Below are 24,042 nucleotides of genomic sequence, written 5' to 3'. Positions count from 1 at the left end.
CCTCGGTCATTTCGTCAACACGCTTTACAAATTGCGCCGCGGTCAAACTAATATGCGGCAGCACACCGGGGAACCCCCTGGACACAGACCATGGATACGGGCCGCCAAGGGAGAGTGCACGATGGGCGCACAGGCAGCGGGACCGCTCGTCGTCGGGGTGGACAGCTCGACGCAGTCCACCAAGGCGCTGGTCGTGGACGCGGAGACCGGTGCGGTCATCGCCCGGGGCCAGGCGCCGCACACGGTCAGCGCCGGCGAGGGCCGGCAGAGCGACCCGCGGCAGTGGTGGCGGGCGCTGGGCGAGGCGCTGACGCAGTGCGGCGACGCGGCACGGCAGGCCACGGCGGTGTCCGTCGGCGGGCAGCAGCACGGACTGGTGACGCTGGACGCGGCCGGTGAGCCGGTGCGCCCGGCCATCTTGTGGAACGACGTACGCCCGGCGGCGCAGAGCGAGCAGCTGATCGCGGAGCGGGGCGGCGCGAAGTCCTGGGCGGACCGGGTCGGGAGCGTGCCGACGCCGGCGTTCACGGTGGCCAAGTGGGCCTGGCTGCGGGCCAACGAGCCTTCGGCGGCGGCCGGCACCGCGGCGGTGCGGCTGCCGCACGACTACCTCGTCGAGCGGCTGACCGGCCAGGCCGTCACCGATCGCGGCGATGCGTCGGGCACCGGCTGGTGGGCGTCGTCGACCGGGTCCTACGACGCGGACATCCTCGCGCACGTCGGGCTGGACCCGAAGGCGCTGCCGCGGGTGGCGCTGCCGGGTGAGGCCGCCGGGACCGTGCACGCCGACGACCTTCCGCTGCCGCACGGCGCGCTGGTGGCCGCCGGGACCGGCGACAACATGGCGGCGGCGCTCGGTCTGGGGCTGCGCCCGGGCCAGCCGGTGCTGAGCCTGGGCACCTCGGGGACGGTCTATGCGGTCTCGACCCGGCGGCCCACCGATCCGACCGGGGTCGTCGCGGGCTTCGCCGATGCCCGGGGCGACTGGCTGCCGTTGGCCTGCACCCTGAACTGCACGCTCGCCGTGGACCGGGTGGCGGCGCTGCTGGGCCGCGACCGGGAGGCGGTGGAGGCGGGCGGCGAGGTGGTGATGCTGCCGTTCCTCGACGGTGAGCGGACCCCGAACCTGCCCGGCGCGTCGGGCCTGGTGCACGGGCTGCGGCACGAGACCACGGCCGGCCAGCTGCTGCAGGCCGCCTACGACGGCGCGGTGTTCGCGCTGCTGGAGGCGCTGGACCGGGTGCTCGACGGGGATATCGCGGCGGACGTGCCGCTGCTGCTGATCGGCGGCGGGGCGAAGGGCCGGGCCTGGCGGGAGACCGTGCGGCGGCTGTCCGGGCGGCCGGTGGTGGTGCCCGAGGCGCAGGAGCTGGTCGCGCTCGGTGCCGCGGCGCAGGCGGCGGGGCTGCTGCTGGGCGAGGACCCGGCGGCGGTGGCGCGCCGCTGGGGTACGGCCCGCGGCGCGGAGTACGAGGCGCAGGAGCGCGACACGGCGGCCTGGGAGCGGATCCGGGCGACGCTGGCACACGGCGAGGCGCTGCTGCGGGGTGAGGCGATTCGGCCGGGGCGGTGAATCGACGGAACGGTCATCGCCGGACCGGCCGGATCACCGGGCCGATGCATCGCCGGGCCGGCTGGATCGGCTGACTGACGCATCACTGGGCTGGTGAGTCTCACCGGACTGGTGAGTCACCGGACTGGCGAATCAGCCGGGTTCGGGCGTTTTGCCACCCCCCTCACCCCACCCACACGCCCTCCCCCGCCCCCACCCTCCCTCCCCCCGTAGGGGGGAGGGAGGGTGCCGGGGGGTGGGGGCGGGGGCCGAACATCGAGGAGCTCGCCATGCCCGCCATACCCCACCCCTCCACCCCCACCCCCGACACCCAACACGCCATCCGCCGCCGCAATCTCGCCCGGGTCCTGGGCACCGTGGCCGCGCAGGGGCCGCTGTCCCGGGCGGCGGTCGCGGGGCGGATCGGGCTCACCCGGGCGGGCGTGGCCCCGCTCGTGGAGGAGCTGCTGCGGGCCGGGCTGCTGGTGGAGACCGGGCGGGCGGTACCCAGCGGGCGGGGCCGGCCCGGCAGCGAACTGGCGGTGAGCGCCCGTGGCCCGGCCGGGCTGGGGGCCGAGATAGGCGTCGACCATCTGGCGGTGTGCGCGGTCGATCTGCGCGGCCGGGTACGGGCGCGGGTGGCGGCCGAGGCGGCGAACCGGCAGAGCGAGCCCGGGCCCGTACTGCGGCGGCTGTCCGCGCTGGTGGCGGAGGTGACCGCGGGGATCGCGGCGGAGGGGCTGCGGCCGGCCGGGCTGGCGGTCGCGGTGCCCGGTCTGGTGGCCCGCGGCTCGACGACCGTGGTGCACGCGCCCAACCTCGGCTGGCGGGCGGTGGATCTGGCGCCGGGACTGGCCTCGGCGACGGCACCGGGTCACGGCGTCGACGGCATCGGGCTGACCGTGGAGAACGAGGCCAACCTGGGTGCGCTGGCCGAGCTGCGGCTGGGCGGCGACGGCGCCGAACTTCCGGGCCCGCCGCCGGATTTCGTGCATGTCTCGGCGGAGGTCGGGATCGGCGCCGCGGTGGTGGTGGAGGGTCGACTGCTGCGGGGGGCACGGGGGTTCGCGGGTGAGCTGGGGCACGTCCCGGTGTATCCGGACGGCCGCCGCTGCGACTGCGGCGGCCGCGGCTGCCTGGAGCTGTACGCGGGCGAACGGGCCGTACTGCGCGCGGGCGGGATCACACCCGAGGGCGCGGCGGCCGCGCATCCGGGACCGGGGGCCCGGATGGCGCTGCTCGCGCACCGGGCCGCCGACGGGGACGCGGCCACCGTACGGGCGCTGGGCGAGGCGGGGACGGCGCTGGGGATCGCGCTTGCGGGGGTGGTGAACCTGCTCGATCCCCAGGCGGTGGTCCTGGGTGGTGCGCTGGCCGAGCCGGCGCCCTGGGTTCTGCCGTCCCTGGAGCGGGAGTTGGCGCTGCGGACGGCGGTCGCCGCGGATCCGTCGCGCGGCGGCGGACCGCGGGTGGCGGTGTCGCGGCTGGGCGCGGACGGCCCCCTGCTCGGTGCGGCGCACGCCGCCCTCCAGGCCGTGCTCGACGATCCGCTCGACTTCCGCGCCCCGGCACACTCTCCCCGGGGCTGAAATCGCCTAAACCTTTCCATGGAAGGGGATTTCCATGCCACTCCATCGAGCGATTGTGCTGATAAAAAGCGCCCGACTACGGTCGGTTCGGCGGACTGCCACGGAACTGTCGTGACGGAGGGTTTCGGGGCGGCCGCATCGCACCCTCCGAGGAGATAGGTCACGTTGTGACGATTGCCGACGAATCACTGCCCGGCACTGCGGAAAACGCCCCGAATTCCAGCCTGAGCACCTCCGCCGCACGGAATTTGGCAACCACCACCAAAACCCCGCCGCAGATGCAGGGCATCACGTCCCGATGGCTGCTGCGACTGCTGCCCTGGGTGCAGGTCTCCGGCGGCACCTACCGCGTCAACCGCCGACTGACCTACACCCTCGGCGACGGGCGCATCGAATTCGCCATCAGCGGCTCCGAGGTCTCGGTGATCCCCGATGAACTGCGCGAGCTGCCCGCGCTGCGGCAATTCACCGATACCGAGGTCCTCACGGCCCTCAGCGAGCGGTTCACCCAGCACGCCTATGCACCCGGCGAGTTGATCGCCGAGGCCGGCACGCCGGACGACCGGCTGGTGCTGATCGTGCACGGCCGGGTGGACCGCATCGGCAGCGGCAAATACGGCGAGGAGTCCGCGCTGGAGGCGCTGGCCGGTGGCGACCACCTCGGTGACGGGCCGCTGACCACCTCCGAGGGGACCTGGCGGTTCAGCTATCGCGCGGTGACCCGGGTGACGGTCCTGTCGCTGTCGCGGCAGGCCGCGCAGGAGGTCGTCGACCGCTCCCCCGAGCTGCGCGACCATCTGGCCGCGGGCGTGGCGGACCCGGCGCACCCGACGAACGACAGCGGCGAGTCCGCGGTCTCGGTCGCCTCCGGGCACCACGGCGAACCCTCGCTGCCCGGCACGTTCGTCGACTACGACCTGAAGCCGCGGGAGTACGAACTCAGCGTCGCCCAGACGGTGCTGCGTGCCCACAGCCGGGTCGGCGACCTCTACAGCGACCCGATGAACCAGGTCGAGGAGCAGCTGAAGCTCACGATCCAGGCGCTGCGCGAGCGCCAGGAGAGCGAGCTGGTCAACAATCCCGAGTTCGGGCTGCTGCACAACGCCGACCTCAAGCAGCGCATCCACACCCGCAACGGCCCGCCCACCCCCGACGATCTCGACGACCTGCTCGCGACGGTCTGGAAGGACCCGGGCTTTCTGCTCGCCCATCCGCAGACGATCGCCGCGATCGGCCGGGAGTGCAGTGCTCGTGGACTGTATCCGACCGCGGTGGATTTCATGGGGCATTCACTGCCGTCCTGGCGCGGGGTGCCGATCTTCCCGTGCAACAAGATTCCGGTGACAAAGGACCGGACCAGTTCCATTCTGCTGCTGCGCACCGGCGAAGAGAATCGGGGCGTGGTCGGTCTGCACCAGACCGGAATTCCCGATGAGTACGAGCCGAGCCTTTCGGTGCGTTTCATGGGTCTCGACGACCGGGCAGTCATCAAGTACCTCGTCAGCGCCTACTATTCCGCGGCAATTCTCGTGCCCGACGCGGTGGGCGTTCTCGAAGACGTGCAAATCGGCCACTGAGCAGACGCGCGGAAAGAGACCACAGCGCCCTGGGCGGCCCGCATCCCCGCCCCGGCGCCACGGCAGCACGTCACGTACGCACAGCACCCCACAGAACAGGTGAGCCTTCTCCATGACCACATCGGTGGACCCGACGTCCGGCCCGCAGCCTTCCGGGGTCGAGCAGAGCCGTTCCAGCCTGGACACCTCGGCAGCCCGCAAGCTGGCGACCACGACCAAGACGCCGCCGCAGATGCAGGGGATCTCCTCCCGCTGGCTGCTGCGCATCCTGCCCTGGACCCAGGTCTCCGGCGGTACGTACCGCGTCAACCGCCGGCTTACGCACACCCTCGGTGACGGCCGGATCGAGTTCGTCTCGACCGGCACCGAAGTCCGGGTGGTCCCCGCGGAGTTGCGGGAGCTGGCGCCGCTGCGCGGCTACGACGACGGTGCGACGCTGGAGGCGCTGGCCGGCCGGTTCGTCCAGCGGGAGTTCGCCCCCGGCGATGTGCTGGTCCGCAAGGGCGGGCCGACCGACCGGGTGATCCTGATCGCGCACGGCAAGCTCGACCGGACGGGCACCGGCAAGTACGGCGAGGACACCGTCCTGGGCACGGTGGCCGACGGCGACGCCCTCGGCGCGGCCGCGCTGGTGTCGCCGGACGCGGAGTGGGAGCACTCGGTGCGGGCGGTGACCCGGGTGACCGCACTGACCCTGTACCGCAGCGACTTCGAGGCGGTGCTGGCGGAGTCGGAGTCGCTGCGCGCACATGTCGAGGAGTTCCGGGCGGCGCTGGTGCCGGCGCAGAACAAGCACGGTGAGGCGGCCATCGAGCTGGCCGCGGGCCATGTCGGCGAACCGCTTCTGCCGGGCACCTTCGCCGATTACGACACGGCGCCGCGCGAGTACGAACTCAGCGTCGCGCAGACCGTGTTGAAGGTGCACTCGCGTGTCGCCGACCTCTACAACGGCCCGATGAACCAGCTGGACCAGCAGCTGCGGCTGACCGTGGAGGCGCTGCGGGAGCGCCAGGAGCACGAGATGGTCAACAATCGCGAGTTCGGGCTGCTGCACAACGCCGACCTCAAGCAGCGCATCCACACCCGCAGCGGCCCGCCCACCCCCGACGACCTGGACGAGCTGATCTCGCGGCGCCGTAAGACGCAGTTCCTGCTGGCGCATCCGCGCACCATCGCCGCGATCGGCCGGGAGTGGAACGCACGGGGCATCTACCCCAGCACCGTCGAGTTCGAGGGCGCGGCGGTGCGTTCCTGGCGGGGCATTCCGCTGCTGCCCTGCAACAAGATCCCGGTCAACCCGGATCAGACCAGCTCGATTCTGGCGCTGCGGGTCGGCGAGGAGAACCAGGGGGTGATCGGGCTGCATCAGACCGGTATCCCCGACGAGTACCAGCCCAGCCTCTCGGTGCGCTTCATGGGCATCAACGACCAGGCCGTCATCAATTACCTGGTCAGCGCCTACTATTCGGCGGCGGTGCTGGTGCCGGACGCCCTGGGCATCCTGGAGGATGTGGAGATCGGTCACTGACGGCGACGACTGCGGTCCGGTGCCGCGCCGGTGATCAGCCGTCAGGGCTGCGGGCGCGGCACTCGGGTGACGACTGATCAGGTCATATGCCTGGCTCCTGACCTCGCCGTTTCGCCTTTGGCCGAGCCATTGGCGAAACGGCCACGCCCTTGGCAGGGAATGCCCTCTTGCGCATGATGAACGTACAGATGTGCGTGACATGTACGCGACCTTTCCCCTCGGTCCTCGTCAGGAGTTCACATGGCGCACGATTCCTCCCGCCCGGCCCGCAGGCGCCTGATCACCGGTGCCGCCGCGCTCACCGCCTCCGCCGCTCTCACCCCCCTCACCGCGGCCGCGGCCGCTTCGCGCGAGCGGGCGCCGCACGGTGGCGGTGGCGGCTATCCCCCCGTCCAGTGGGTCCCGGCCAGCCGGTCCAACCTCACCGCCGCCAACCGCCCCACGCAGTATCCGATCAATATGGTCGTGGTGCATGTGACGCAGGAGACCTACAAGGACACCCTCAGGCTCTTCCAGGACCCCGGGCACAAGGCGGCCGCCCACTATGTCGTACGGTCCGCCGACGGCCATCTCGCCCAGTGCGTCAAGGAACGCGATGTCGCCTGGCACGCCGGCAACTGGGGCTTCAACACCCGCAGCATCGGCATCGAGCACGAGGGCTGGATCGACGACCCGACCTGGTTCACCGACGTGCTGTACGAGCGGTCCGCGCAGCTCACCGCCGCCGTCTGCGCCCGCTACCGGATCCCCGTGGACCGCGCGCACATCATCGGCCATGTGGAGGTGCCCGGCACCGACCACCACGACCCGGGCGAGTACTGGGACTGGGCGCGCTACCTGGAACTGGTCGTCGAGGCATCCTGGCAGCACACCGGGTGACGACGCCCTCAGCGCGCCGCGCGCAGAAAGCCTTCCAGGCCCGGCAGGTCGTCCGAGTTCAGATGGTCGACGCCGGCGTCGAGCAGCGCCGTCCAGACCGCCTCGCGCGCCGGGCCGGCCGTGTCCGGCGTCGCCCAGAAGCGCAGCCGGCGCCGCTCGGCATGCGCGGCGGCCACCAACCGCCGCAGCCGCTCGCGCTCGTCGCCCGGCATCGGGCCCACGCCCTGCCAGCGGAAGGTCTCGGTCCACGAGGCCGAGACCAGCGGGGCGAACGAGGCCGGGGCGGCGGTGCCCAGGTCCTCGATCCGGCCGTCGTAGAAGGCGTGGCGCACCCGCTCGCCCTCCATGGGCGCGCGGGCCGCGCGGTCGCCGGAGACCACGGCGGTGACCGGCCCGCGGCGGACCCGGCCCGCGCGGCACACGCTCAGCATGTCCCGGTAGCGGTGCAGCACCCGCGACAGCTCCCGGTAGGTGGGCACGCCCGCGGACTTGACGTCGATCAGCAGCTGGAGGGAGAGGGGGTGGCCCCGGTAGACCGTGCCGCCGTTGGCGCGAACGCGTCGGCGCAGAGGGTCGAGGTACAGCGCTTCCAGGGTGCGGGCGGGGTCCAGACCGCTCTCCTCATGGGCCACCAGCAGCCGGCCGTCGACGAGCCAGATGTCCGCCTCCACGCTGCCGAAGCCGTGGTCGAGGGCGTCCAGGAGCGGCCGGGGGTGCGCGTAGTCGTTGTGCGCGTGCGCCTGGCGCAGGGGCGCGGAGCCGGTGGGGCGGCGTACGGCGGCGATCCGGGCCTCGGCGGGGGCGGTGAGGCCGGCGGCCAGGGCCGCGCCCAACGACACGACGGCCGTTCTACGGGTGTACAGATTCATGACATCTCCAGGCGATAGTAATTTTTCGACGATCGGACGCGATGAGCGGCGCGAAGTGAACGTCTTCGGCACCTGGGACAGTTGGCGCGATGTCAGGGGGGCTCGTGAAGCAGCGATTCAGCCGGGTTCGGGCGATGCTGACGGTGCTGGTCGTGTGGGGTGTGCTCGCGGGCGGCGGGCTGGCGGGCGGGCCTGCGGCCACCGCTGCTGCCACCACCACCGTGCAGCGCTTCGATGCCGTGGCGGTGGCGCCCGGTGTGGAGTACGGCGAATTCCGGATGACGGTGCCGCGCGGGATCGTGCACGGGCATCTGCTGACGGTCGATCTGGCCGATCCGCGGGTCACGGTCGATCTGCTGTATCCGGGGGTGGTCGGCGCCCGGGCACCGGTGTCCCAACTGGCCGCGGCGCGCGGTGCGGTGGCGGCCGTCAACGGCGACTTCTTCCACATCACCGAGACCCAGCATCCGGGCGTGGAGGCGACCGGCGCCCCGGTGGGCCCGGCGGTGACGTCGGGGCGGCAGCTCAAGGCCGCGGTGCCCGACGGGCAGCGGTTCGGTCCGGTCCTGCCGCCCGGCGCGACCACCGAGGACGTCATCGGTGTCGGCTATGACCGCCGGGCGCGGCTGGACCGGCTCACACTGCGCGGCGCGGTGCTCACTCCCGGAGGGGCGCTGCCGCTGCGCGGGCTGAACCAGTACGCGCTGCCGGTGGACGGCATCGGCGCGTACACCGCGCAGTGGGGCCCGGCGTCCCGGGTGCGGGCCACCTGCGGTACGGACACCGACCGGACCGCTCCGTGCAGCACGGAGACCGCCGAGGCGACCGTCCGGTACGGCAGGGTGTGGGCGCTGGACGCCCGGCCGGGCACCGGCGGGGTGGCGGCGGGGAGCGTGGTGCTGGTGGGCCGCGAGGCGGGGGCGCGGCAGCTGCGCGCGCTGCGTGTCGGCGAGCCGGTGGCGGTCGGCTACCGCCTCGTCGGGCGGCATCCGGTCCCGCTGCGGTTCGCGGTGGGCGGCTTCCCGATCGTGCGGGACGCCGAGCCGCTGGCCGGGCTGGACGCGGTGACGGTGGCGGTGCGTACGTCCGCGGGGATCGGGCCCGGTGGCCGACTGCTGTATCTGATGGCGCTGGACGGGGCGCCGGGGCAGGGGCAGACCGGCCTGACGGTACGGGAGCTGGCCGAGCTGATGGAGCAGCTGGGCGCCCGCGACGCGATGAACCTGGACGGCGGCGGCTCGTCGACGCTGGTGACCGGCGACGGCGCCGGGCAGGTCGTGGTGCGCAACCATCCGTCGGGCGGCGCGGAGCGGCCGGTGCCGAACGCCGTCGGGGTCTTCTCCTTCGGGTGAGCGGCGGGTGGCCGCCTAGCTGTTGCGGGTCATGACGTTGGTGACAGCACGTCCTTGATGGGTGTCCGGTATGCGGCGATGCCGCTTCTCGTCAGCGGATGTCGTGGTCAGGGTGGGTCTGGTCGTACGTGTGCCGTGCCTCGGCGATGACGGCACGGTGGGCAAGGGACCAGTCGGCGAGTGCCTTGACCAAGTGGGTCAGGCCGCTCCCGGTCTCGGTCAGGCGGTAGTCGACCTGGGCCGGGACGGTCGGGTACACCGTCCGCAGCACGAGGCCGTCACGTTCGAGCCTGCGCACGGTGAGGGTGAGCATGCGCTGGGAGATGCCGTCGATGGCGCGCTGCAGCTCGCGGAACCGGCGCGGCCCGCCCGCAAGCTCGACGATCACGAGTACCGACCACTTGTCGCCGATGCGGTCCAAGACGTCGCGGATGCCGCAGTCGGGGTGGTCCTCGCGTCCGCAGGGGTCGAGGGCGGCGGGGGTGGCGGTTACCCCGGTGTGCGTGAGTGACATCAAACTGCCTTCTTGTGGCCGGTGGGCGTGCGGTTGAGGATCAAGCGTAGTTACTGATGAGAACCACGACGGAAGACGACGATTGACATGATCTTGGTGACCGGAGCGAACGGGAACCTCGGCGCGGCCACACTTGTGGCGCTGCGTGCCCGCGGCGCCGCTGTGACGGGCGGCAGCCGCACCCCTGACGAGGGGATGCGGCGTCTCGACTTCGACGACCACGCGAGCCTTGACCTCGCCGGTGTGTCGACCCTGGTGCTGATCTCCGCCGGATACGCCGAGGACGACGAGGTCGTCGGGCGGCACGCGGCGGTCCTGGACGCCGCCGTCCGGGATGGCGTGCACCACGTTGTCTACACGAGCCTGACCGGTGCAGGTGACCATCTCGGTTTCGCGCTCGCGCACCGTGCGACCGAACGCCTTGTGCGGGCGAGCGGATTGCCGTGGACGATCCTGCGCAACGGCCTCTACGCCGAACTCTTCGGCAGTCTCCTGATGTGGACCGTCGATGGTGTGGAGTCCCCGTTCGGCGGCGGCGCCCTCGCCGCGGTCGCGCGAGACGATCTCGCCGATGCTGCGGCGATCGTCGCGGCGAATCCGGCACGGCACAGCGGGCGCGTTTACGACCTCGTCGGCACGCCGATCACGGCCGGGCAGGTGGCCGATCGACTCGGGGTCACACACCGCACCATCAGCCTGGGCGAGTACCGGCGCAGGCTCCTCGACGAGACGCCGGGGCTGCTGCCGTTCCAGCCGCCCATGCTCGCCTCGATCGCCACGGGCATCCGGCACGGCTTCCTGGACGGCGCCGCCCCCGACCTCGCAGACCTCCTTGGCCGCCCCGCCCGCGACCCACTGGCTGCGGCCGTGGCAGCCTCATCTACCACACGACCGTAGGCCGGCGTTCAGCGACGGACACCAACGCGCCCAGCAAGAACTGAGTCCTGCCGAGACGATCGTCTCGGCAGGACTCAGTTGATTCCACAGGTCGCTCAGCCTGCGGAACCGATCGGCATCCGGTGTCCCCCCTGACAGCCACTGGGCGTCGGCCGCATCCCCGAAGGCGGCGGCCGCCGTGATCACGGGCGGACGCTGCTCACCATGTCGGCGGCACCGGCGAGCCCCTGGTGGATGTCCGGGGCCAGACTGCTGCTCGCCAGATAGAAGCCCAGCAGTGCGCACACCAGGGCGTGCGAGAACTTGAGTTTTCCGCTGCGCAGGAAGATCACCGTGAGGATCACCAGCAGCAGCACGACCGAGATGGAAACAGCCACGGGACGCACACCTCCTCGACCGCCGCCCGAACGGACGGCAGGGGTGGCCAGTTTGGCGTATTCAGAGGTATGTCCGGTTCGAGGCCCGATGCTCCATTAGGGTGATCACCGTGGGTCACGACGGGAAGCGGTGCCGCCTGATGTGACGTGGATCACGTCACTCCCCGCAACGGAGTATGCGGATCGGCCGTCTTAGCGGCCGACATCGCCGCCCCACCCGCACCGCAGACGGAAAGCCCGCATGAGCCAGACCCCCTCCCCCCGCCACCGGCCGCCCTGGCCGCTGTGTGTCGCGCTCCTGTTGATCCCGGTGATCGGCGTCGGCGTGTTCACCTGGTGCGGGGGCATCGCGGCGTCGGCGTCCAAGGGCGACCCGGTGAAGGTGGTACTGGGCGCGGCGAGCGGCACCAGAACGGTGCAGGCCGGCGACACCCTGCAGGTGAGCGCCGAGGGCGGGGTGCTGACCGAGGTGACGGTCACCGATCCCGGGGGCCGGCGGCTGCCCGGAGCGCTCGGGGACGGCGGGTCCGTCTGGACGTCGAGCGAGAAGGCGGCGCCGGAGACCAAGTACTCCCTCGTCGCCAGGACGCGCAACGCGCAGGGCGGCGTCGGCACGACCAAGGAGTCGCTCACCACGGCGCAGGCCGCCAAGCTCAACAAGCTGGTGGTCGATCCCGGCCGGCAGGGCTCCGTGGTCGGCGCCGGCCGGCCGATCACGGTCACCTTCGACTTCCCGGTGACCGACCGGGAAGCGGTGCTGCGGGGCCTGAGCGTCACCGCCGACGACCGCGCCTCGGGCTCCTGGGACTGGGGCAAGGACGACAGCGGCAAGGACCAGGTGACCTGGCGGCCCGAGCGGCCCTCGAAACCGGGCACCCGAATCACGCTGCGGGCGGAGCTGAGCGGTGTGGACTCCGGCGGCGGACGCTACTTCGCGACGGACTATGACCTGAACTTCACGATCGGCCGGACTTGCGCCGACTCGGCCGCGGCGCGGGTTTGTGGCAAGGTCCACGTGGGTGACCCCGTCGTGGTCACCGCATCCTCCGTGCGAGGGAAAGACGAGAGGACCATCGGGATCGGAGACTGGAATGCCGGTGTTCCCGCCGGCGGCGAAACAGCGCCCCTCGCGTCGAGCAGTAGACCCCTTTCAGAGCCTAGTGTGACGGAATGAGCACCGTGCAGGACCAGGATCAACTCACGGGGTGGCGGCGCTTCCGGCGCCGCGTCCCCAATGGCTTCGCCATCATCTTCAGCGTGCTGGGGCTCTTCTGCGCCCTGACGGCGCTGATCGGGCCCCTGCGGCGCGCGCTCCACCCGGTGATCTACTGGCTGGACACGCTCACCATCCCAGTGGCGCCCAACTTCGCCTACGCGGTGTTCCTCTTCCTGTTGGGCGCGGCGATGACCGCGCGCAAACGCGTGGCGCTGTGGTTCGTCGTGGCCTACATGGTGCTGGTCACCCTGGCCGACGCGCTGTTCCTGGCCGCCGGGTACGAGGAGTTCGCCATCTCGCTGGTGCTGTGCACCGGCGCGCTGGTGCTGCTGCTCGTCTCGCACCGCGAGTTCTACGCGATCACCCGGCGGGGCGCGTTCCTGCGCGCCATCGGGGTGCTGGTCGCCGGACTCGCGGTCGCGGTGCTGATCGGCTGGGGGCTGGTGACGCTGGCTCCGGGCACGCTGGAGGCCGGCGGCGGCAACCGCCTGCTGTGGGTCGCCAACCGCGTCTGCGGCGGGCTCGTCGGCGGCCATCTGGTCGAGGGCCATCCGCCGCACTGGATCAGCACCGTCCTCGAACTGCTCGGCGCGCTGGCGCTGCTGAACGCTGCGGCCACGCTCTTCCGTTCGCAGCGGATGGAGGCCGCGCTGCACGGTGACGAGGAGGCCCGCATCCGGGCGCTGCTGGACCGCTACGGCAGCCAGGACTCGCTGGGCTACTTCGCCACCCGCCGCGACAAGGCCGTGGTCTTCTCCCCCAGCGGCAAGGCCGCCGTCACCTACCGCGTCGAGGCCGGTGTCTGCCTGGCCAGCGGTGACCCGGTCGGCGACCGCGAGGCATGGACCCAGGCGATCGAGGCGTGGCTGGAGGTCGCCGGGCGCTACGGCTGGCAGCCGGCCGTCATGGGCGCCAGCGAGAGCGGCGCCAAGGCGTTCGCCCGCTGCGGGCTCGGTGCGCTGCAGCTGGGCGACGAGGCGATCCTCCATGTGAAGGACTTCGACCTGGACGGCCGCGAGATGCGGGTCACCCGCCAGGCCGTCAACCGCGTCGAGCGGGCCGGCGCGACCTTCCGGGTGCGGCGCCACTCCGCGCTGACCGACGAGGAGATGCAGGAGGTCATCCACCGGGCGGACGCCTGGCGCGACACCGAGACCGAACGCGGCTTCTCGATGGCGCTGGACCGGCTGGGCGACCCCGCCGACGGGGACTGCCTGCTGGCCGAGGCGTTCGACGGCGACGGCAACATGATCGCCCTGCTGTCCTTCGTGCCGTGGGGCACCGACGGCATCTCGCTGGACGTGATGCGCCGCGACCGCACCGCGCCCAACGGCGTGATGGAGTTCATGGTCGCCCAGCTGTGCGCCCAGGCCGGGGCGATGGGCGTGCACCGGATCTCGCTGAACTTCGCGGTGTTCCGCTCCGCCTTCGAAGAGGGCGCGCGGATCGGCGCCGGACCGGTGCTGAAGTTCTGGCGCCGGCTGCTGCTGTTCTTCTCCAAGTGGTGGCAGCTGGAGGCGCTCTACCGCTCCAACGCCAAGTACAACCCCGAGTGGTACCCGCGGTTCCTGTGCTATGCGGACGCCGGCGCGCTGGCCCGGATCGGTCTGGCCTCCGGTATCGCCGAGGGCTTCGTGGCCGTACCGAGCCTGGGCAAGCTGTGGGGCAAGGGCCACAAGAAGCGGGTGCTGGCCCCGGCGAGCACGGCCGGTCTGCCGTCGCTGGACGAGCTGGGTCTGGTGCGGGCCGCGCCGGCCACCGAGGAGGAGCGGCGCGCGCAGGAGCTGGCCGCGCTGCCCGAGCAGGTGCGGGTGCGCCACCGCAAGCTGGAGCGGCTGCGGGAGAGCGGCACCGACCCCTATCCGGTGGGCGTGGAGCGTACGCACACCCTGGGCCAGGTCCGCGAGGAGTACCCCGACCTCGCGCCGGGGACGCACACCGGCAAGTCCGTCAGCATCGCCGGGCGGGTGCTGCTCACCCGTGACCACGGCGGTGTGCTCTTCGCGGTGCTGCGCGACTGGTCGGGCGATCTGCAGATCGCGCTGACCCGGGACGTCAGCGGCAAGGAGCTGCTGGACCGCTTCGGCTCGGACATCGACCTCGGTGACCATGTCGAGGCCGAGGGCGAGGTCGGCAGCAGCGACCGCGGTGAGCTGACCGTGTTCGTGACCCAGTGGCGGCTGACGGCCAAGTGCCTGCGTCCGCTGCCGGACAAGCGGCGCGGGCTGTCCGACCCGGAGGCCAAGGTCCGCCAGCGCTATGTGGACCTGGTCGTCTCGACGGACGCGCGGGAGAACGTACGGGCCCGCAGCACGGCCGTGCAGGCGCTGCGCCAGGGCCTGATCGACCGCGGGTACCTGGAGGTCGAGACCCCGATGCTCCAGCAGATCCACGGCGGCGCCAACGCCCGCCCGTTCCACACCCACATCAACGCCTACGACCTCGACCTGTACCTGCGGATCGCGCCGGAGCTGTACCTCAAGCGGCTGTGCGTGGGCGGTATGGAGAAGGTCTTCGAGATGGGGCGGACCTTCCGCAACGAGGGCATCTCCTACAAGCACAACCCCGAGTTCACGATGCTGGAGGCATACCAGGCCTTCGCCGACTACGACGTGATGCTCGACCTGACCCGGGAGCTGATCCAGGGCGCGGCGATCGCCGCGTTCGGCAGCGCCACGGCCCGCAAGGCCGATGCCCAAGGCCGGCTGGTCGAGCACGACATCTCGGGGATCTGGCCGGTCAAGACCGTCTACGGCGCGATCTCCGAGGCGCTCGGCGAGGAGGTCGACGCGGACACCGAACCGGACCGGCTGCGCCGGCTGTGCGCCGCCGCTTCGGTACCGGTGAAGCCGGAGATGGGCCGCGGCGACATCGTGCTGGAGATGTACGAGCGGCTGGTGGAGGAGAAGACCCAGCTCCCGACGTTCTACAAGGACTTCCCCACCGACGTCTCGCCGCTGACCCGGCAGCACCGCAAGGACCCGCGGCTCGCCGAGCGCTGGGACCTGGTCGCGTTCGGCACCGAACTGGGCACCGCCTACTCGGAGCTGACCGACCCGGTCGAGCAGCGCCGGCGGCTCACCGCCCAGTCGCTGCTGGCGGCCGGCGGGGACCCGGAGGCGATGGAGCTGGACGAGGACTTCCTCCAGGCCCTTGAGTACGCGATGCCGCCGACCGGTGGTCTGGGCATCGGCGTGGACCGGCTGGTGATGTTCCTGACCGGTCTGTCGATCCGCGAGACGCTGCCGTTCCCGCTGGTGCGGCGGCGCTGAGGCGGGCAGTCCAGGAGCACGTTCACGGCCCGGTCACAGCGGGCGAGACGGCGGAGGCCACCACCTTTCGGGGGTGGCCTTCGCCGTTCGCCGGCACCTGCCACAGGTCGGCGCCGTAGTCCCCGGGAAGGGCGTACAGCACGGTGCGGCCGTCCCGCCACAGCGCCTGGTCGTCGACGCTCGCCCGCTCGGCCAGCGGCCATTCGCGTCCGCTGCGCAGATCCAGGACGTACAGCCGCCAGGGTGCGTCGGCGCCCTTGGGCCGCACCCGCTTCTTGAAGGCGATCCGGGTGCCGTCCGGGGAGAGCGAGGGGCATTCGGCGTTCTCGCGCACGGCGGTCAGGGTGCGGCGGGTCAGGTCGCCGCGGACCAGGTAGGTGCGGCCGCCGGTGCCGAGGGTGGCGTAGAAGGCGGTGTCGTCGGCGGCGAAGGTCACGCCCCAGAAGTTGTGGTCGACCGCCTCGTGGCGGCGCCCGCCGATCAGGACGGTGAAGTCCTCCAGGCTGTCGTGGAGGGCGCCGGTCCGGGTGTCGTAGAGGGCGGTACGGGTGGAGAAGGCGCCGCCCGCGTAGGAGTCGCCGCTGACGAACACCGTCCAGGCGACGAGCCGGCCGCTGGGCGAGACCCGGGCGCGGGTGGGGATGCCGGGCACCGGGAAGTGCCGGACGGCCTTCATCCGCGCGTCCAGGACCACGGCCTCGTGGCCGGGCACCACTCCCCCGGTGGCCCGCAGGCAGATACCGGTGCCGGCGGCGGCGTGGAAGCGCAGACAGTCCGTGGGGCCGGCCGTGCGGACGGCGCCGGGGTCGTTCAGCGGTACGGCCGCGAGGTGGTCGCGCCGCGGCCCCCACGCCAGGTTCCGGAAGATCAGGCGGCCGGGGGCGCCGAGGCCGAACTTCCCCTGCCGTACGGCGGGTTGGCCCACCCGGTCGTGGTCGCGCTCGGTGGCCCGGCCGGCGGCCCGGCCGACCGCGACGGCGGCGGCCGTGGCGAGCAGGACGGTGACCGCGAGGAGCGCCAGGGTCCGCCGAGGTGCGGGGCGGGCGAGGACCGGCGTCATGGGGAGCCCTTTCTGACGAGGAGCAGGGCGCCGAGCGCGACGGCGGCGGCCAGGCAGCCGGCCGCCGCGGCCAGGGCGGTGACGGGGCCGGCGGCGGTCCAGGCCGCGCCGAAGAGGACCGCGGCGGCGAAGCGGCCCACGGCCTGGCCGGTCTGGACCAGGGCCAGTCCGCTCGCCCGCAGGTCCGGTGGCAGCAGCGGGGCGGCGGCCGCCATCAGCACCCCGTCGGTCGCCGCGTAGAAGGCCCCCAGCAGGGCGAACATCAGGACGGTGGAGGGGAGTTGGGCGACGGGCGGGGTGAGCAGCAGGAGGTAGGCGGCGAGCAGGGAGCCATGGCCGGCAAGGAAGACCCGCAGGGGTCCCGCGCGGTCCGCCAGGCGGCCGACCGGGAGCGCCAGCAGCAGGAAGGCGGCCGCGGTGCCGACCGGCAGCAGCGGGAACCACTGGGCGTCGAGGTGCCGGCGCTCCTGGAGCACCAGGTAGAGGAAGGCGTCGCTGATGGTGGTGGCGCCGAGCAGGACCGCGGCCAGGCTCAGCCGGGGCAGGCCGGGGGTACCGGCCAGTGTGCGCAGCACCCGCAGGGCACCGGGGCGTGGTGCCCGCGCACGTCGTTCGGTCGCGTCCGGGTGCGGTTCGCGGACGTACAGGGCGAGCAGCAGTACGCCGAACGCGGCGCAGCAGAAGCTGACCTGGAAGACCGCGTCATAGCCGTCCCGGGCGGCCCACAGCACGGCGAAGGCGGCGAGCGGGCCGAGCAGCGCGCCGGCGGTGTCCAGGGCGCGGTGCACGCCGAAGGCGCGGCCCTGCTGCTCGGGGGTGGTGGACAGCGAGATCAGCGCATCGCGCGGGGCGCTGCGCAGGCCCTTGCCGGTGCGGTCGGCGGCCAGGACGGCGCCGACCGCCCAGGGGGTGGTGACGGCGAGCAGGCCGAGCTTGCAGACCGCGGAGAGGGCGTAGCCGGTGGCCGCGACGAGCTTGCGGCGGCGGGTGCGGTCGGCCGCGTAGGAGCCGGCGAGCCGTACCAGTGCGGTGACGCCCTGGTAGACGCCGTCGAGCAGGCCGAAGGCGAGCGGGGACATGCCCAGGCCGACGACCAGGTACAGCGGCAGGACGGCGGTGACCATCTCCGAGGAGACGTCCGTGACCATGCTGACCAGTCCGAGGGCGACGACGTTGCCGGCGACGGCGCCCCGCAGGAAGGCCGGCCGGTGGCGGGCGACACCCGCCGAGGCGTCGGCGGCGCGGCTGGACGAGAGGTACACGGACGTCTCCTCGTGCCGTGGGTCAGAACCAGTTGACGGTGAGGGGGAACTGGGCCGTGGCGGTGGCGCTCGCGGCGTCGGTGGCGGTGGCGGTGATCTGGAAGGTGCCGGTCTGCCAGGGCTTGCCGGTGATACGGCCGCCGGCCGCGTCCGCGGTCAGGCCGAGCGGCAGTCCGGTGGTGCGGTAGCCGATCGGGGCCCTGCCGCCGGTGGCGGTCAGTTGGAGGGTGCACTGCTGGTTGAAGCGGCAGGTCTGCGGGCCGGGGGTGGCGAGCTTGAGGTCGCCGTCGGGCGGCTGGGTGCCGCCGGTGTCGAACACCTCGGTGACGGGCGTGGCGGTGGCGGCGTTGCCGGCGTGCCCGGTGCCGTACATGTCCTCGAAGGTCCGCAGCAGGTTGAAGTGGTTGTAGGCGCCGCCGACGCCGCCCGGTTTGACATGGGCGCCGTGGAAGACGGTCGCGATCTGGTTGGAGCCCAGGTAGTTGTCCTCGTCCCAGGTGAGCACGAGCAGGCTGTTGTGGGCCTTGGCCCACTCGGCGTACGAGGCGAGGTTGTTCTTGATCCAGGTGTCGCCGCTGCCGACGGCGCAGTCGTGCATGTCGTTGCACATGTCGGGGACGACGAAGGACAGCGTCGGCAGCTGGGTGAAGTCGTCCTTGGGGAACTGCGCGAAGGTCTTGCCGGTGCCGACCGGAACGTTCTTGAAGGCGAACCACGGGTTGTGCTTCTGCGCGTAGCGGCCGCTGGTGCAGGTCGTGGAACCCTCGCCGGGCAGCCCCTCGTTGTAGCTGGCGAAGGTCTTGCCGGCGGCGATGAGTTCCTGGCCGAGGTTGGGGGCGTCCATCGACTGGGCGGTGTAGCAGCCGTCGCCGGTGATGCCCTGGGTGGCGCCGGAGAAGAGGTTGAAGTAGTTCGGCTGGCTGGGGTGGGTGAGCGCCTTCATGCCGGTCAGGCTGGCGCCGCCCTGGGCGAGTTGGTTGATGTAGGGGGCGTTGGCGCTGCCGATGATCTCGCCGTACTGCTTGTTCTCGAAGACGACGACCACGACGTGGTCGTAGGACGGCAGCGCGGCGCCGGTGCCGACACGGGCCTCGGCGGTCGTGGCGACCGCGATCAGACCGAGTGCGCCGAGGGCCGCGGCGAGCGCTCTGCGCAGGCGGCGGGGTCGGGGTTTCATCGGGTCTCACTCTCCTGGTCGGGGGGTGTGGGGGGTGGGGGTCGTCGGTCCTCGCGGCGGGCCGCGTCCGCGACCGCGATCCGCAGGAAGCGCGGCACGGGCAGCCCGCAGCGGCCGAAGGCGCCGGCCACCTCCGCCCGGACCGCCGCGCGCCGGTCCGGGGGCATCAGCAGCAGCACGCTGCGGCCCGGCCGCCGCCCGGGCCACCAGGCGGACCGGGCGCCGGCGCGCAGCGCCTCGCGGATCGCCAGGGCGGTGGCGGTGGCCGCACCGTCCTGGCGCCGGTCCTCGGCACCGGCCGTACGGACGGCCACCAGCAGCAGGCAGGGGTCCGGGCCGCCGCCCGGCGACCCGAGCGGCCGGTGGGTGCTGCCGTCGGCCGCCAGGAGGTGCCCGGCCCGCGCGAAGAGCACGGCCCGGCGCAGCGCGTCGTCACCGGGCACGGCGGAGCCCAACAGCTCCGCGAGCTGTGCCCGGGTGGGCGGTTGCTCGCCCGGACCGGCGCAGGCGTCCGCGACGGCCAGGGCGAGGGCGCACTCCAGCGGTTCGGCGACGGGCAGCCCCGCGGAGTCGGGGAGGGTGGCGTTGAGCTGCAGATCGGCGCCGCCGCGGCCGATGCCGGCGGCGGCGAGCGCACGCAGCGCCGCGTACGGGCGGGCCGCCCAGCGGGGGGCGGGGGCGGCCGGGCCGGTGAGCGGGAGTACGGCGCTCTCGGCGGGGTGGTTGAGCGAGCCGCAGTGCAGCATCCCGTCAGCGCGCGGCGCGACGGCCACCGCGAGGTGCCAGTTGGCCGCCGCGACCCAGTCCGACGGCGGCGCGGCGGCGGCGCGTACCGGGCCGGGCCGGACGGCGTGGCCGCTGAGGTGGAAGGCGTACGGGGCCCGCCAGACCACCTCGGGCAGGCGCCCGTGGGCCGTGGTGAAGCCGTGGGCGAGCAGCCGCATCACCGGGTCGGCCGCCGGGAGCCGGGCCAGGTCCACGGCTCTCACCCCAGTTCCTTGCGGGCGAGCAGCCGGTAGGCGTTGCCGCCGTCGGTGGCCCGCGCGACGGCGGTGCGCAGCGCGTCGAGGGCGGCCGCGGCGCCGTAGCAGGGCAGGGCCAGGGCCTGTACGGCGCTTCGGGCGGCGCGGCGGCCCGGGGTGGCGGGGGTGGTGGCCCAGGGGGCGTGCGGATCGGGGGCGAGCCGGTTCGCGGTGAGGGCGACGGCGCCGATGAAGTCGGCGTTGGCCTGGTGGGCGGCGCCGTGCTGCTCGGCGAGGACGGTGAACCCCCGTTCTGCCAGGGCCTGTTTGAGGTTGCCGACCGGCATCAGGTGCTGGTGCTGGGGCTGGAACCAGGGCAGCCAGTGGGGGCCGAGCAGCCGGGCTATACGGGCCTCGGGGTCGGGCAGCTCGATGAGCAGATGCCCTCCGGGGGCCAGGACCTTGCCGGCCGCGTCGAGTTCGGCGAAGGGGTCCCGGGTGTGTTCGAGGTAGTGGTGCATGCTCACGGTGTCGTAGCGGCCGGTGAGCCGGTCGGCGAGGTCGGGGAACTGGCCCTGGTACGCGGCGGTGATCCAGCCCCGGCGCTCGGCCTCGTGCACTCCGGCGCCCATGTCCAGCCCGTCGAAGCGGGTGGTGGGCCATACGGCGCGGGCGGCGTTGCAGAAGTGCCCCGCGGCCGTGCCGACGTCGAGCCAGGCCCTGGGGGTGGTGAAGGGCCTGAGCAGTTCGGCGCGGGCCCGGTACGTGGCGTTCATCCGGCCGAGGATCAGGGCGGCGCCCTCGCCGCCGAGCCCCTCGTAGAAGTCGCGGTAGTAGAAGTCGAGCCCGTCGGGGGTGAGCCGGGGGTTCTGGAAGACGTGGCCGCAGCGCCGGCACTCTTCGAGGGTGAAGCGGCCGGGCTTGCCCTGGAGCAGGTCGGGCATGCGGACCCGGACGACCGGATCCGGTGCCGAGCACCAGGGGCAGTCGGTGCGCCGCGGTTCGAAGAAGTGGTCGGTGCCGGCGGCGAGTTCGGCCGCGTACGCGGCGCGGCGCGCCGGGGCGTCGGCCGCGCCGGGCGTCTTCGCGGGCGGTGTCCGCAGGGTGTGCAGCGCGGTGGACACCGCCCGCAGCGGACGTGCCGCGGTGGCGCGGGCCAGGCCGGCGGGCCGCAGCCGCCGGGCGGGGGCGGCGACCAGGGCGGGCTGGAGCCAGTAGAGCGCGATCGCCGCGGCTCCCCAACGCGGCGCGGAGTAGAGGCACTTGAGCAGCAGGGCGAGTCCGGCCAGCTGGCCGGCGGACAGCAGGACGGGTGGCAGGCCGCGGGCGCGCAGCTCCTCGGCGTGCCGGGCGGGGTCGGGGGGCGGCGCCGCCAGACCGGGGGCGATGGCCCAGCCGGTGGCCTCGGGGGCGTACTCCTTGAGCTCGGCGAGCAGGCGCAGGAGGTCGGCGGCACAGCGCGGCGGGGCCTCGGCGAGCCGTCCGGGGAGCTGGGCGCGGCGGTGGACCTCGTCGGCCACCAGTACGGCGTGGCCCGCGCCGTGTCCGGGCGCGCCCCGGTCCGCGCGGTGCGCCGCGGGGTCGAGCAGCCGGAGCAGGCCGAGGGCGCTCTCGGCGTCGAGCCGCGCCGGGATCAGGTCCACCACGCGCAGCCCTTCGTGCGCGGCGTGGGCAACGGCGGCGCGCAGGGTCGCGTCGTCGGCCGTGACGCCGGGTGCGGTGATCAGATGCCAGCCCGCGAGCGCCGGCCGCGCGCTGCCGTACGGTCCGGCCGGGTCGAGCAGGGGCAGCGCGGCGAGCCGGCGGCGGGCGCGGACGGTGCCCGCGGCCAGGGCCAGCGCGGCGGCGACCGCCACTGCGCGGGTACCGGCGCGGGAACGGTGTGCTGGTGCCATCTGCCTCACGATCCCTTCTCGGACGGGGTGCGGGGGTCGGTGCCGGTAGGGTCGGCGCCGGGGCCGGGCGGCAGCTTCTCCAGGCGGTCGGCCGCGGCGGTGGCGCCGCCCGCCGCGGCGAAGGACGCCTGGATGCGGCGGGCCGCGCGGCGGTGGGCCGGGTCGTCGAGCACGGCCGCCAGGGCCTGTTGCAGCTCGTCGGTACGGGCCCGGCCGAAGCGCACCCGGACTCCCGCACCGGCCTCGGTCACCTGGCGGGCCACGATCGGCTGGTCGTCGCGGACCGGCGCCACGACCAGCGGCAGCCCGTACGCGAGCGCCTCGCAGACGGTGTTGTGGCCGCCGTGGCAGAGCACGGCGTCGAGGTGCGGGAGCAGTTGCAGCTGGGGGACGTACTCCTGGTGCAGCACGTTCGGGGGGAGGTCCCGGGCGAAGTCGCCCGGGGCGGCCAGGATCAGCTGCGCGCGGTCGGCCAGGGCGGCCGCGGCGCGCAGCACCGCGGGGTAGAAGCGGGCCCCGGCCTCGCGGTTGAGCGTGCCCAGGGAGACCAGTACGCGGGCACGCCCGGGATCCAGGCTGCGCCAGGGGAAGTCGGCGGCGGGCGGGCGGGGGCCGAAGGCGGGGCCTACGAAGGCGTAGTGCGAGCCCCACTTTTCGGCCCCCGCCCCCACCCCCCGGCACCCTCCCTCCCCCACCAGCTCGACCGTCGAGAACACCAGCACCAGATGCGGTGAGAAGCGCGGGTCCCAGTCGGTGGGTGCGCCGCAGTCGGCGAGTAGGTCGGCGATGCGCCGCGCCACCCACTCCCCCACCTTCGGGAAACCCTCGAACGGCCTGGTGAACTCCGCCGAAGTGGTCGCCGAGGTCACCCAGGGCAGGCCGCACCGGCGCGCCACCAGGGGCCCGGCGAGCGCCTGTTGGTCGGCCACCAGCACATCGGGCGTGAAGGACTCGACGGCGGCGTGCACGCCGGGCAGCATCGCGTGCGCGAGCGGGATCAGGGCCTCCTCCCACAGGAAGCGCAGGGCCGCGACGCCGCGCAGATCGCGCCACCGCCGGTGCAGTACGTCATAGCCGTCGGCCGCGCCGCGGTCTCCCGCCGAGTACAGCCGGGCGCCGGCGGGGAGCAGGGTCGCCAGGGACGCGGCGGGGCCGGTCCAGGCGACCTGGTGTCCGCGTGCGGTGAGTTCGGCGGCGACGGCGAGCGTGGGGTTGACGTGCCCGGCCAGCGGCGGGACGACGAAGAGGACTCTCATCCGGCCACCGCCCCGGCCCGTACGCGCAGCCGCCCCAGTACGGCGCCGCACAGCCCCTCGGTGGCCTCCGTGAGCACCGTGTGCCCCACATCCGGCAGCACACACAGCTCACAGTCGGGTGCGATGGCCGCCAACTCCCTTGCACCCGGCAGGAGTGGGGACTTCTCCCCGTAGACGGCGAGAACCGGGCAGCTCAGCCGGGCGAAGTCGGCGGCGGTGAAGGCGCCGGCCGCCGCGATGTCCTCGATCAGCGTGGTGTGGTTGAGCAGGGCGTCGGCACCGGCGGTCAGCCGGGCCTCCTTGCGCCGTCCGAGCGCGGCGAGCTGCACGGTCATCCGGCCGTCTTCGAGGCCGAGGGCGGCGGCGGTGAGGGTGTCGGTCATCTCCTCGACCCAGTCGCCGGTCAGTTGGGCGTCGATCAGCACGAGCGAGGCGACGAGGTCGGGCCGCAGGAGCGCGGTGTGCAGAGCCACGGCGCCGCCATGGCTGTTGCCGATCAGATGGACCGGGCCGGGATCGGGCCCGAGGGCGGCGAGCAGCGCGAGGAGGTCGGCCGCCGCGGTGTCCCGGTCGTAGCCGGTGGGCGGGCGTTCGCTGAGGCCGTGCCCGCGCTGGTCGTAGAGGAGCACCTCGTGCCCGGCGCGGCAGAGCGGGCCGGCGAGGGTGCAGTAGAAGCTCGACAGGTTGTCCATCACGAGCCCGTGGAGGCAGACGACGGTGGGGCCGCCGGGCCGGGCGCCGGCGCCCCGGGCCGGCAGCCGCTGGGTGTGCAGGCGCAGTCCGCCCGCGTCGGTGTGGGCCATGGCGC

At 73.3% G+C, this 24,042-nt stretch carries 19 protein-coding genes; 9 read left to right on the top strand and 10 right to left on the bottom strand.

Annotated features, from left to right (window positions below):
• Nucleotides 1-121: 121 nt before the first annotated feature.
• The 5 genes from xylB to ACZ4NB_RS14990 all read left to right on the top strand — a co-directional run bounded on the left by xylB (nucleotide 122) and on the right by ACZ4NB_RS14990 (nucleotide 7,125).
• Nucleotides 122-1,573: a xylulokinase gene (xylB, locus tag ACZ4NB_RS15010; protein ID WP_467661526.1), complete on the top strand. Its 1,452-nt coding sequence runs from the start codon at nucleotides 122-124 to the stop codon at nucleotides 1,571-1,573.
• 269 nt (nucleotides 1,574-1,842) lie between these two features.
• Nucleotides 1,843-3,141 carry an ROK family protein gene (locus tag ACZ4NB_RS15005; RefSeq protein ID WP_467661524.1) on the top strand — a complete coding sequence of 433 codons (1,299 nt, stop codon included), beginning with the start codon at nucleotides 1,843-1,845 and terminating at the stop codon, nucleotides 3,139-3,141.
• 167 nt (nucleotides 3,142-3,308) lie between these two features.
• Entirely contained in the window at nucleotides 3,309-4,718 is a 1,410-nt protein-coding gene (locus ACZ4NB_RS15000) for a family 2B encapsulin nanocompartment shell protein (protein WP_467661522.1), read from the top strand.
• Nucleotides 4,719-4,830: 112 nt separating this feature from the next.
• A complete protein-coding gene (locus tag ACZ4NB_RS14995; RefSeq protein WP_467661520.1) occupies nucleotides 4,831-6,246 on the top strand; it encodes a family 2B encapsulin nanocompartment shell protein in 1,416 nt (471 codons plus the stop codon).
• 240 nt (nucleotides 6,247-6,486) lie between these two features.
• Nucleotides 6,487-7,125, top strand: a complete 639-nt coding sequence (locus ACZ4NB_RS14990; RefSeq protein WP_467661518.1) for an N-acetylmuramoyl-L-alanine amidase — start codon at nucleotides 6,487-6,489, stop codon at nucleotides 7,123-7,125.
• 8 nt (nucleotides 7,126-7,133) lie between these two features.
• Here ACZ4NB_RS14990 and ACZ4NB_RS14985 read toward each other — a convergent pair whose 3' ends face one another.
• Nucleotides 7,134-7,994: a phosphatidylinositol-specific phospholipase C/glycerophosphodiester phosphodiesterase family protein gene (locus tag ACZ4NB_RS14985; protein WP_467661516.1), complete on the bottom strand. Its 861-nt coding sequence runs from the start codon at nucleotides 7,992-7,994 to the stop codon at nucleotides 7,134-7,136.
• A 134-nt stretch (nucleotides 7,995-8,128) separates the two neighbouring features.
• Between ACZ4NB_RS14985 and ACZ4NB_RS14980 the strand changes: the two genes are divergently transcribed.
• Nucleotides 8,129-9,346, top strand: a complete 1,218-nt coding sequence (locus tag ACZ4NB_RS14980; RefSeq protein WP_467661724.1) for a phosphodiester glycosidase family protein — start codon at nucleotides 8,129-8,131, stop codon at nucleotides 9,344-9,346.
• 91 nt (nucleotides 9,347-9,437) lie between these two features.
• On the opposite strand, the gene ACZ4NB_RS14975 is transcribed toward ACZ4NB_RS14980, so the two are convergent.
• Nucleotides 9,438-9,860: a winged helix-turn-helix transcriptional regulator gene (locus tag ACZ4NB_RS14975; protein ID WP_467661514.1), complete on the bottom strand. Its 423-nt coding sequence runs from the start codon at nucleotides 9,858-9,860 to the stop codon at nucleotides 9,438-9,440.
• Nucleotides 9,861-9,947: 87 nt separating this feature from the next.
• On the opposite strand from ACZ4NB_RS14975, the gene ACZ4NB_RS14970 reads away from it, so the two are divergent.
• On the top strand, nucleotides 9,948-10,757 hold the full coding sequence (locus ACZ4NB_RS14970; protein ID WP_467661512.1) for an NAD(P)H-binding protein: 810 nt from the start codon (nucleotides 9,948-9,950) through the stop codon (nucleotides 10,755-10,757).
• Between the two features lie 182 nt (nucleotides 10,758-10,939).
• Here ACZ4NB_RS14970 and ACZ4NB_RS14965 read toward each other — a convergent pair whose 3' ends face one another.
• Nucleotides 10,940-11,134 (bottom strand): hypothetical protein, encoded by a 195-nt coding sequence (locus tag ACZ4NB_RS14965; protein ID WP_362924940.1) that lies wholly within the window; start codon nucleotides 11,132-11,134, stop codon nucleotides 10,940-10,942.
• 241 nt (nucleotides 11,135-11,375) lie between these two features.
• Here ACZ4NB_RS14965 and ACZ4NB_RS14960 point away from each other — a divergent pair, with 241 nt between their 5' ends.
• A complete protein-coding gene (locus ACZ4NB_RS14960; RefSeq protein WP_467661510.1) occupies nucleotides 11,376-12,308 on the top strand; it encodes an Ig-like domain-containing protein in 933 nt (310 codons plus the stop codon).
• Nucleotides 12,305-15,622 (top strand): bifunctional lysylphosphatidylglycerol synthetase/lysine--tRNA ligase LysX, encoded by a 3,318-nt coding sequence (lysX, locus tag ACZ4NB_RS14955; RefSeq protein ID WP_467661509.1) that lies wholly within the window; start codon nucleotides 12,305-12,307, stop codon nucleotides 15,620-15,622. Before ACZ4NB_RS14960 ends, lysX begins: the two co-directional genes overlap by 4 nt.
• Nucleotides 15,623-15,644: 22 nt before the next feature.
• On the opposite strand, the gene ACZ4NB_RS14950 is transcribed toward lysX, so the two are convergent.
• Genes ACZ4NB_RS14950 through ACZ4NB_RS14920 form a run of 7 tightly spaced genes read right to left on the bottom strand, consistent with a single transcriptional unit; the run spans nucleotide 15,645 to nucleotide 24,037 of the window.
• A complete protein-coding gene (locus ACZ4NB_RS14950; RefSeq protein WP_467661508.1) occupies nucleotides 15,645-16,682 on the bottom strand; it encodes a TolB family protein in 1,038 nt (345 codons plus the stop codon).
• Nucleotides 16,679-17,944, bottom strand: coding sequence for an MFS transporter (locus ACZ4NB_RS14945; protein ID WP_467661506.1), 1,266 nt, complete (start codon nucleotides 17,942-17,944; stop codon nucleotides 16,679-16,681). Before ACZ4NB_RS14945 ends, ACZ4NB_RS14950 begins: the two co-directional genes overlap by 4 nt.
• Nucleotides 17,945-17,966: 22 nt before the next feature.
• Nucleotides 17,967-19,121 carry an alkaline phosphatase family protein gene (locus tag ACZ4NB_RS14940; RefSeq protein WP_467661504.1) on the bottom strand — a complete coding sequence of 385 codons (1,155 nt, stop codon included), beginning with the start codon at nucleotides 19,119-19,121 and terminating at the stop codon, nucleotides 17,967-17,969.
• Nucleotides 19,118-20,110 carry a galactokinase gene (locus ACZ4NB_RS14935; RefSeq protein WP_467661502.1) on the bottom strand — a complete coding sequence of 331 codons (993 nt, stop codon included), beginning with the start codon at nucleotides 20,108-20,110 and terminating at the stop codon, nucleotides 19,118-19,120. The genes ACZ4NB_RS14940 and ACZ4NB_RS14935 overlap by 4 nt, the downstream gene beginning before the upstream one ends.
• The gene (locus tag ACZ4NB_RS14930) at nucleotides 20,107-21,978 is read right to left on the bottom strand and encodes a methyltransferase domain-containing protein (RefSeq protein ID WP_467661500.1); all 1,872 of its coding nucleotides are present in this window, start codon (nucleotides 21,976-21,978) and stop codon (nucleotides 20,107-20,109) included. Before ACZ4NB_RS14930 ends, ACZ4NB_RS14935 begins: the two co-directional genes overlap by 4 nt.
• 5 nt (nucleotides 21,979-21,983) lie before the next feature.
• On the bottom strand, nucleotides 21,984-23,234 hold the full coding sequence (locus ACZ4NB_RS14925) for a glycosyltransferase (protein WP_467661499.1): 1,251 nt from the start codon (nucleotides 23,232-23,234) through the stop codon (nucleotides 21,984-21,986).
• Nucleotides 23,231-24,037 (bottom strand): alpha/beta fold hydrolase, encoded by an 807-nt coding sequence (locus tag ACZ4NB_RS14920; protein ID WP_467661497.1) that lies wholly within the window; start codon nucleotides 24,035-24,037, stop codon nucleotides 23,231-23,233. Before ACZ4NB_RS14920 ends, ACZ4NB_RS14925 begins: the two co-directional genes overlap by 4 nt.
• Nucleotides 24,038-24,042: the final 5 nt, after the last annotated feature.

The organism is Streptomyces sp. NPDC026575 (genome assembly GCF_055567415.1).
Note: the sequence above shows the minus strand (reverse complement) of the source record. Positions and strands in the feature narration are given on the sequence as shown.

What these genes read in the sequence shown, in the direction of transcription:
- xylB (WP_467661526.1), top strand. Translation starts at nt 122, where the DNA reads ATGGGCGCACAGGCAGCGGGACCGCTCGTCGTCGGGGTGGACAGCTCG.
- ACZ4NB_RS15005 (WP_467661524.1), top strand. Translation starts at nt 1,843, where the DNA reads ATGCCCGCCATACCCCACCCCTCCACCCCCACCCCCGACACCCAACAC.
- ACZ4NB_RS14995 (WP_467661520.1), top strand. Translation starts at nt 4,831, where the DNA reads ATGACCACATCGGTGGACCCGACGTCCGGCCCGCAGCCTTCCGGGGTC.
- ACZ4NB_RS14990 (WP_467661518.1), top strand. Translation starts at nt 6,487, where the DNA reads ATGGCGCACGATTCCTCCCGCCCGGCCCGCAGGCGCCTGATCACCGGT.
- ACZ4NB_RS14985 (WP_467661516.1), bottom strand. Translation starts at nt 7,994, where the DNA reads ATGAATCTGTACACCCGTAGAACGGCCGTCGTGTCGTTGGGCGCGGCC.
- ACZ4NB_RS14980 (WP_467661724.1), top strand. Translation starts at nt 8,129, where the DNA reads ATGCTGACGGTGCTGGTCGTGTGGGGTGTGCTCGCGGGCGGCGGGCTG.
- ACZ4NB_RS14975 (WP_467661514.1), bottom strand. Translation starts at nt 9,860, where the DNA reads ATGTCACTCACGCACACCGGGGTAACCGCCACCCCCGCCGCCCTCGAC.
- ACZ4NB_RS14970 (WP_467661512.1), top strand. Translation starts at nt 9,948, where the DNA reads ATGATCTTGGTGACCGGAGCGAACGGGAACCTCGGCGCGGCCACACTT.
- ACZ4NB_RS14960 (WP_467661510.1), top strand. Translation starts at nt 11,376, where the DNA reads ATGAGCCAGACCCCCTCCCCCCGCCACCGGCCGCCCTGGCCGCTGTGT.
- lysX (WP_467661509.1), top strand. Translation starts at nt 12,305, where the DNA reads ATGAGCACCGTGCAGGACCAGGATCAACTCACGGGGTGGCGGCGCTTC.
- ACZ4NB_RS14950 (WP_467661508.1), bottom strand. Translation starts at nt 16,682, where the DNA reads ATGACGCCGGTCCTCGCCCGCCCCGCACCTCGGCGGACCCTGGCGCTC.
- ACZ4NB_RS14940 (WP_467661504.1), bottom strand. Translation starts at nt 19,121, where the DNA reads ATGAAACCCCGACCCCGCCGCCTGCGCAGAGCGCTCGCCGCGGCCCTC.
- ACZ4NB_RS14930 (WP_467661500.1), bottom strand. Translation starts at nt 21,978, where the DNA reads ATGGCACCAGCACACCGTTCCCGCGCCGGTACCCGCGCAGTGGCGGTC.
- ACZ4NB_RS14925 (WP_467661499.1), bottom strand. Translation starts at nt 23,234, where the DNA reads ATGAGAGTCCTCTTCGTCGTCCCGCCGCTGGCCGGGCACGTCAACCCC.
- ACZ4NB_RS14920 (WP_467661497.1), bottom strand. Translation starts at nt 24,037, where the DNA reads ATGGCCCACACCGACGCGGGCGGACTGCGCCTGCACACCCAGCGGCTG.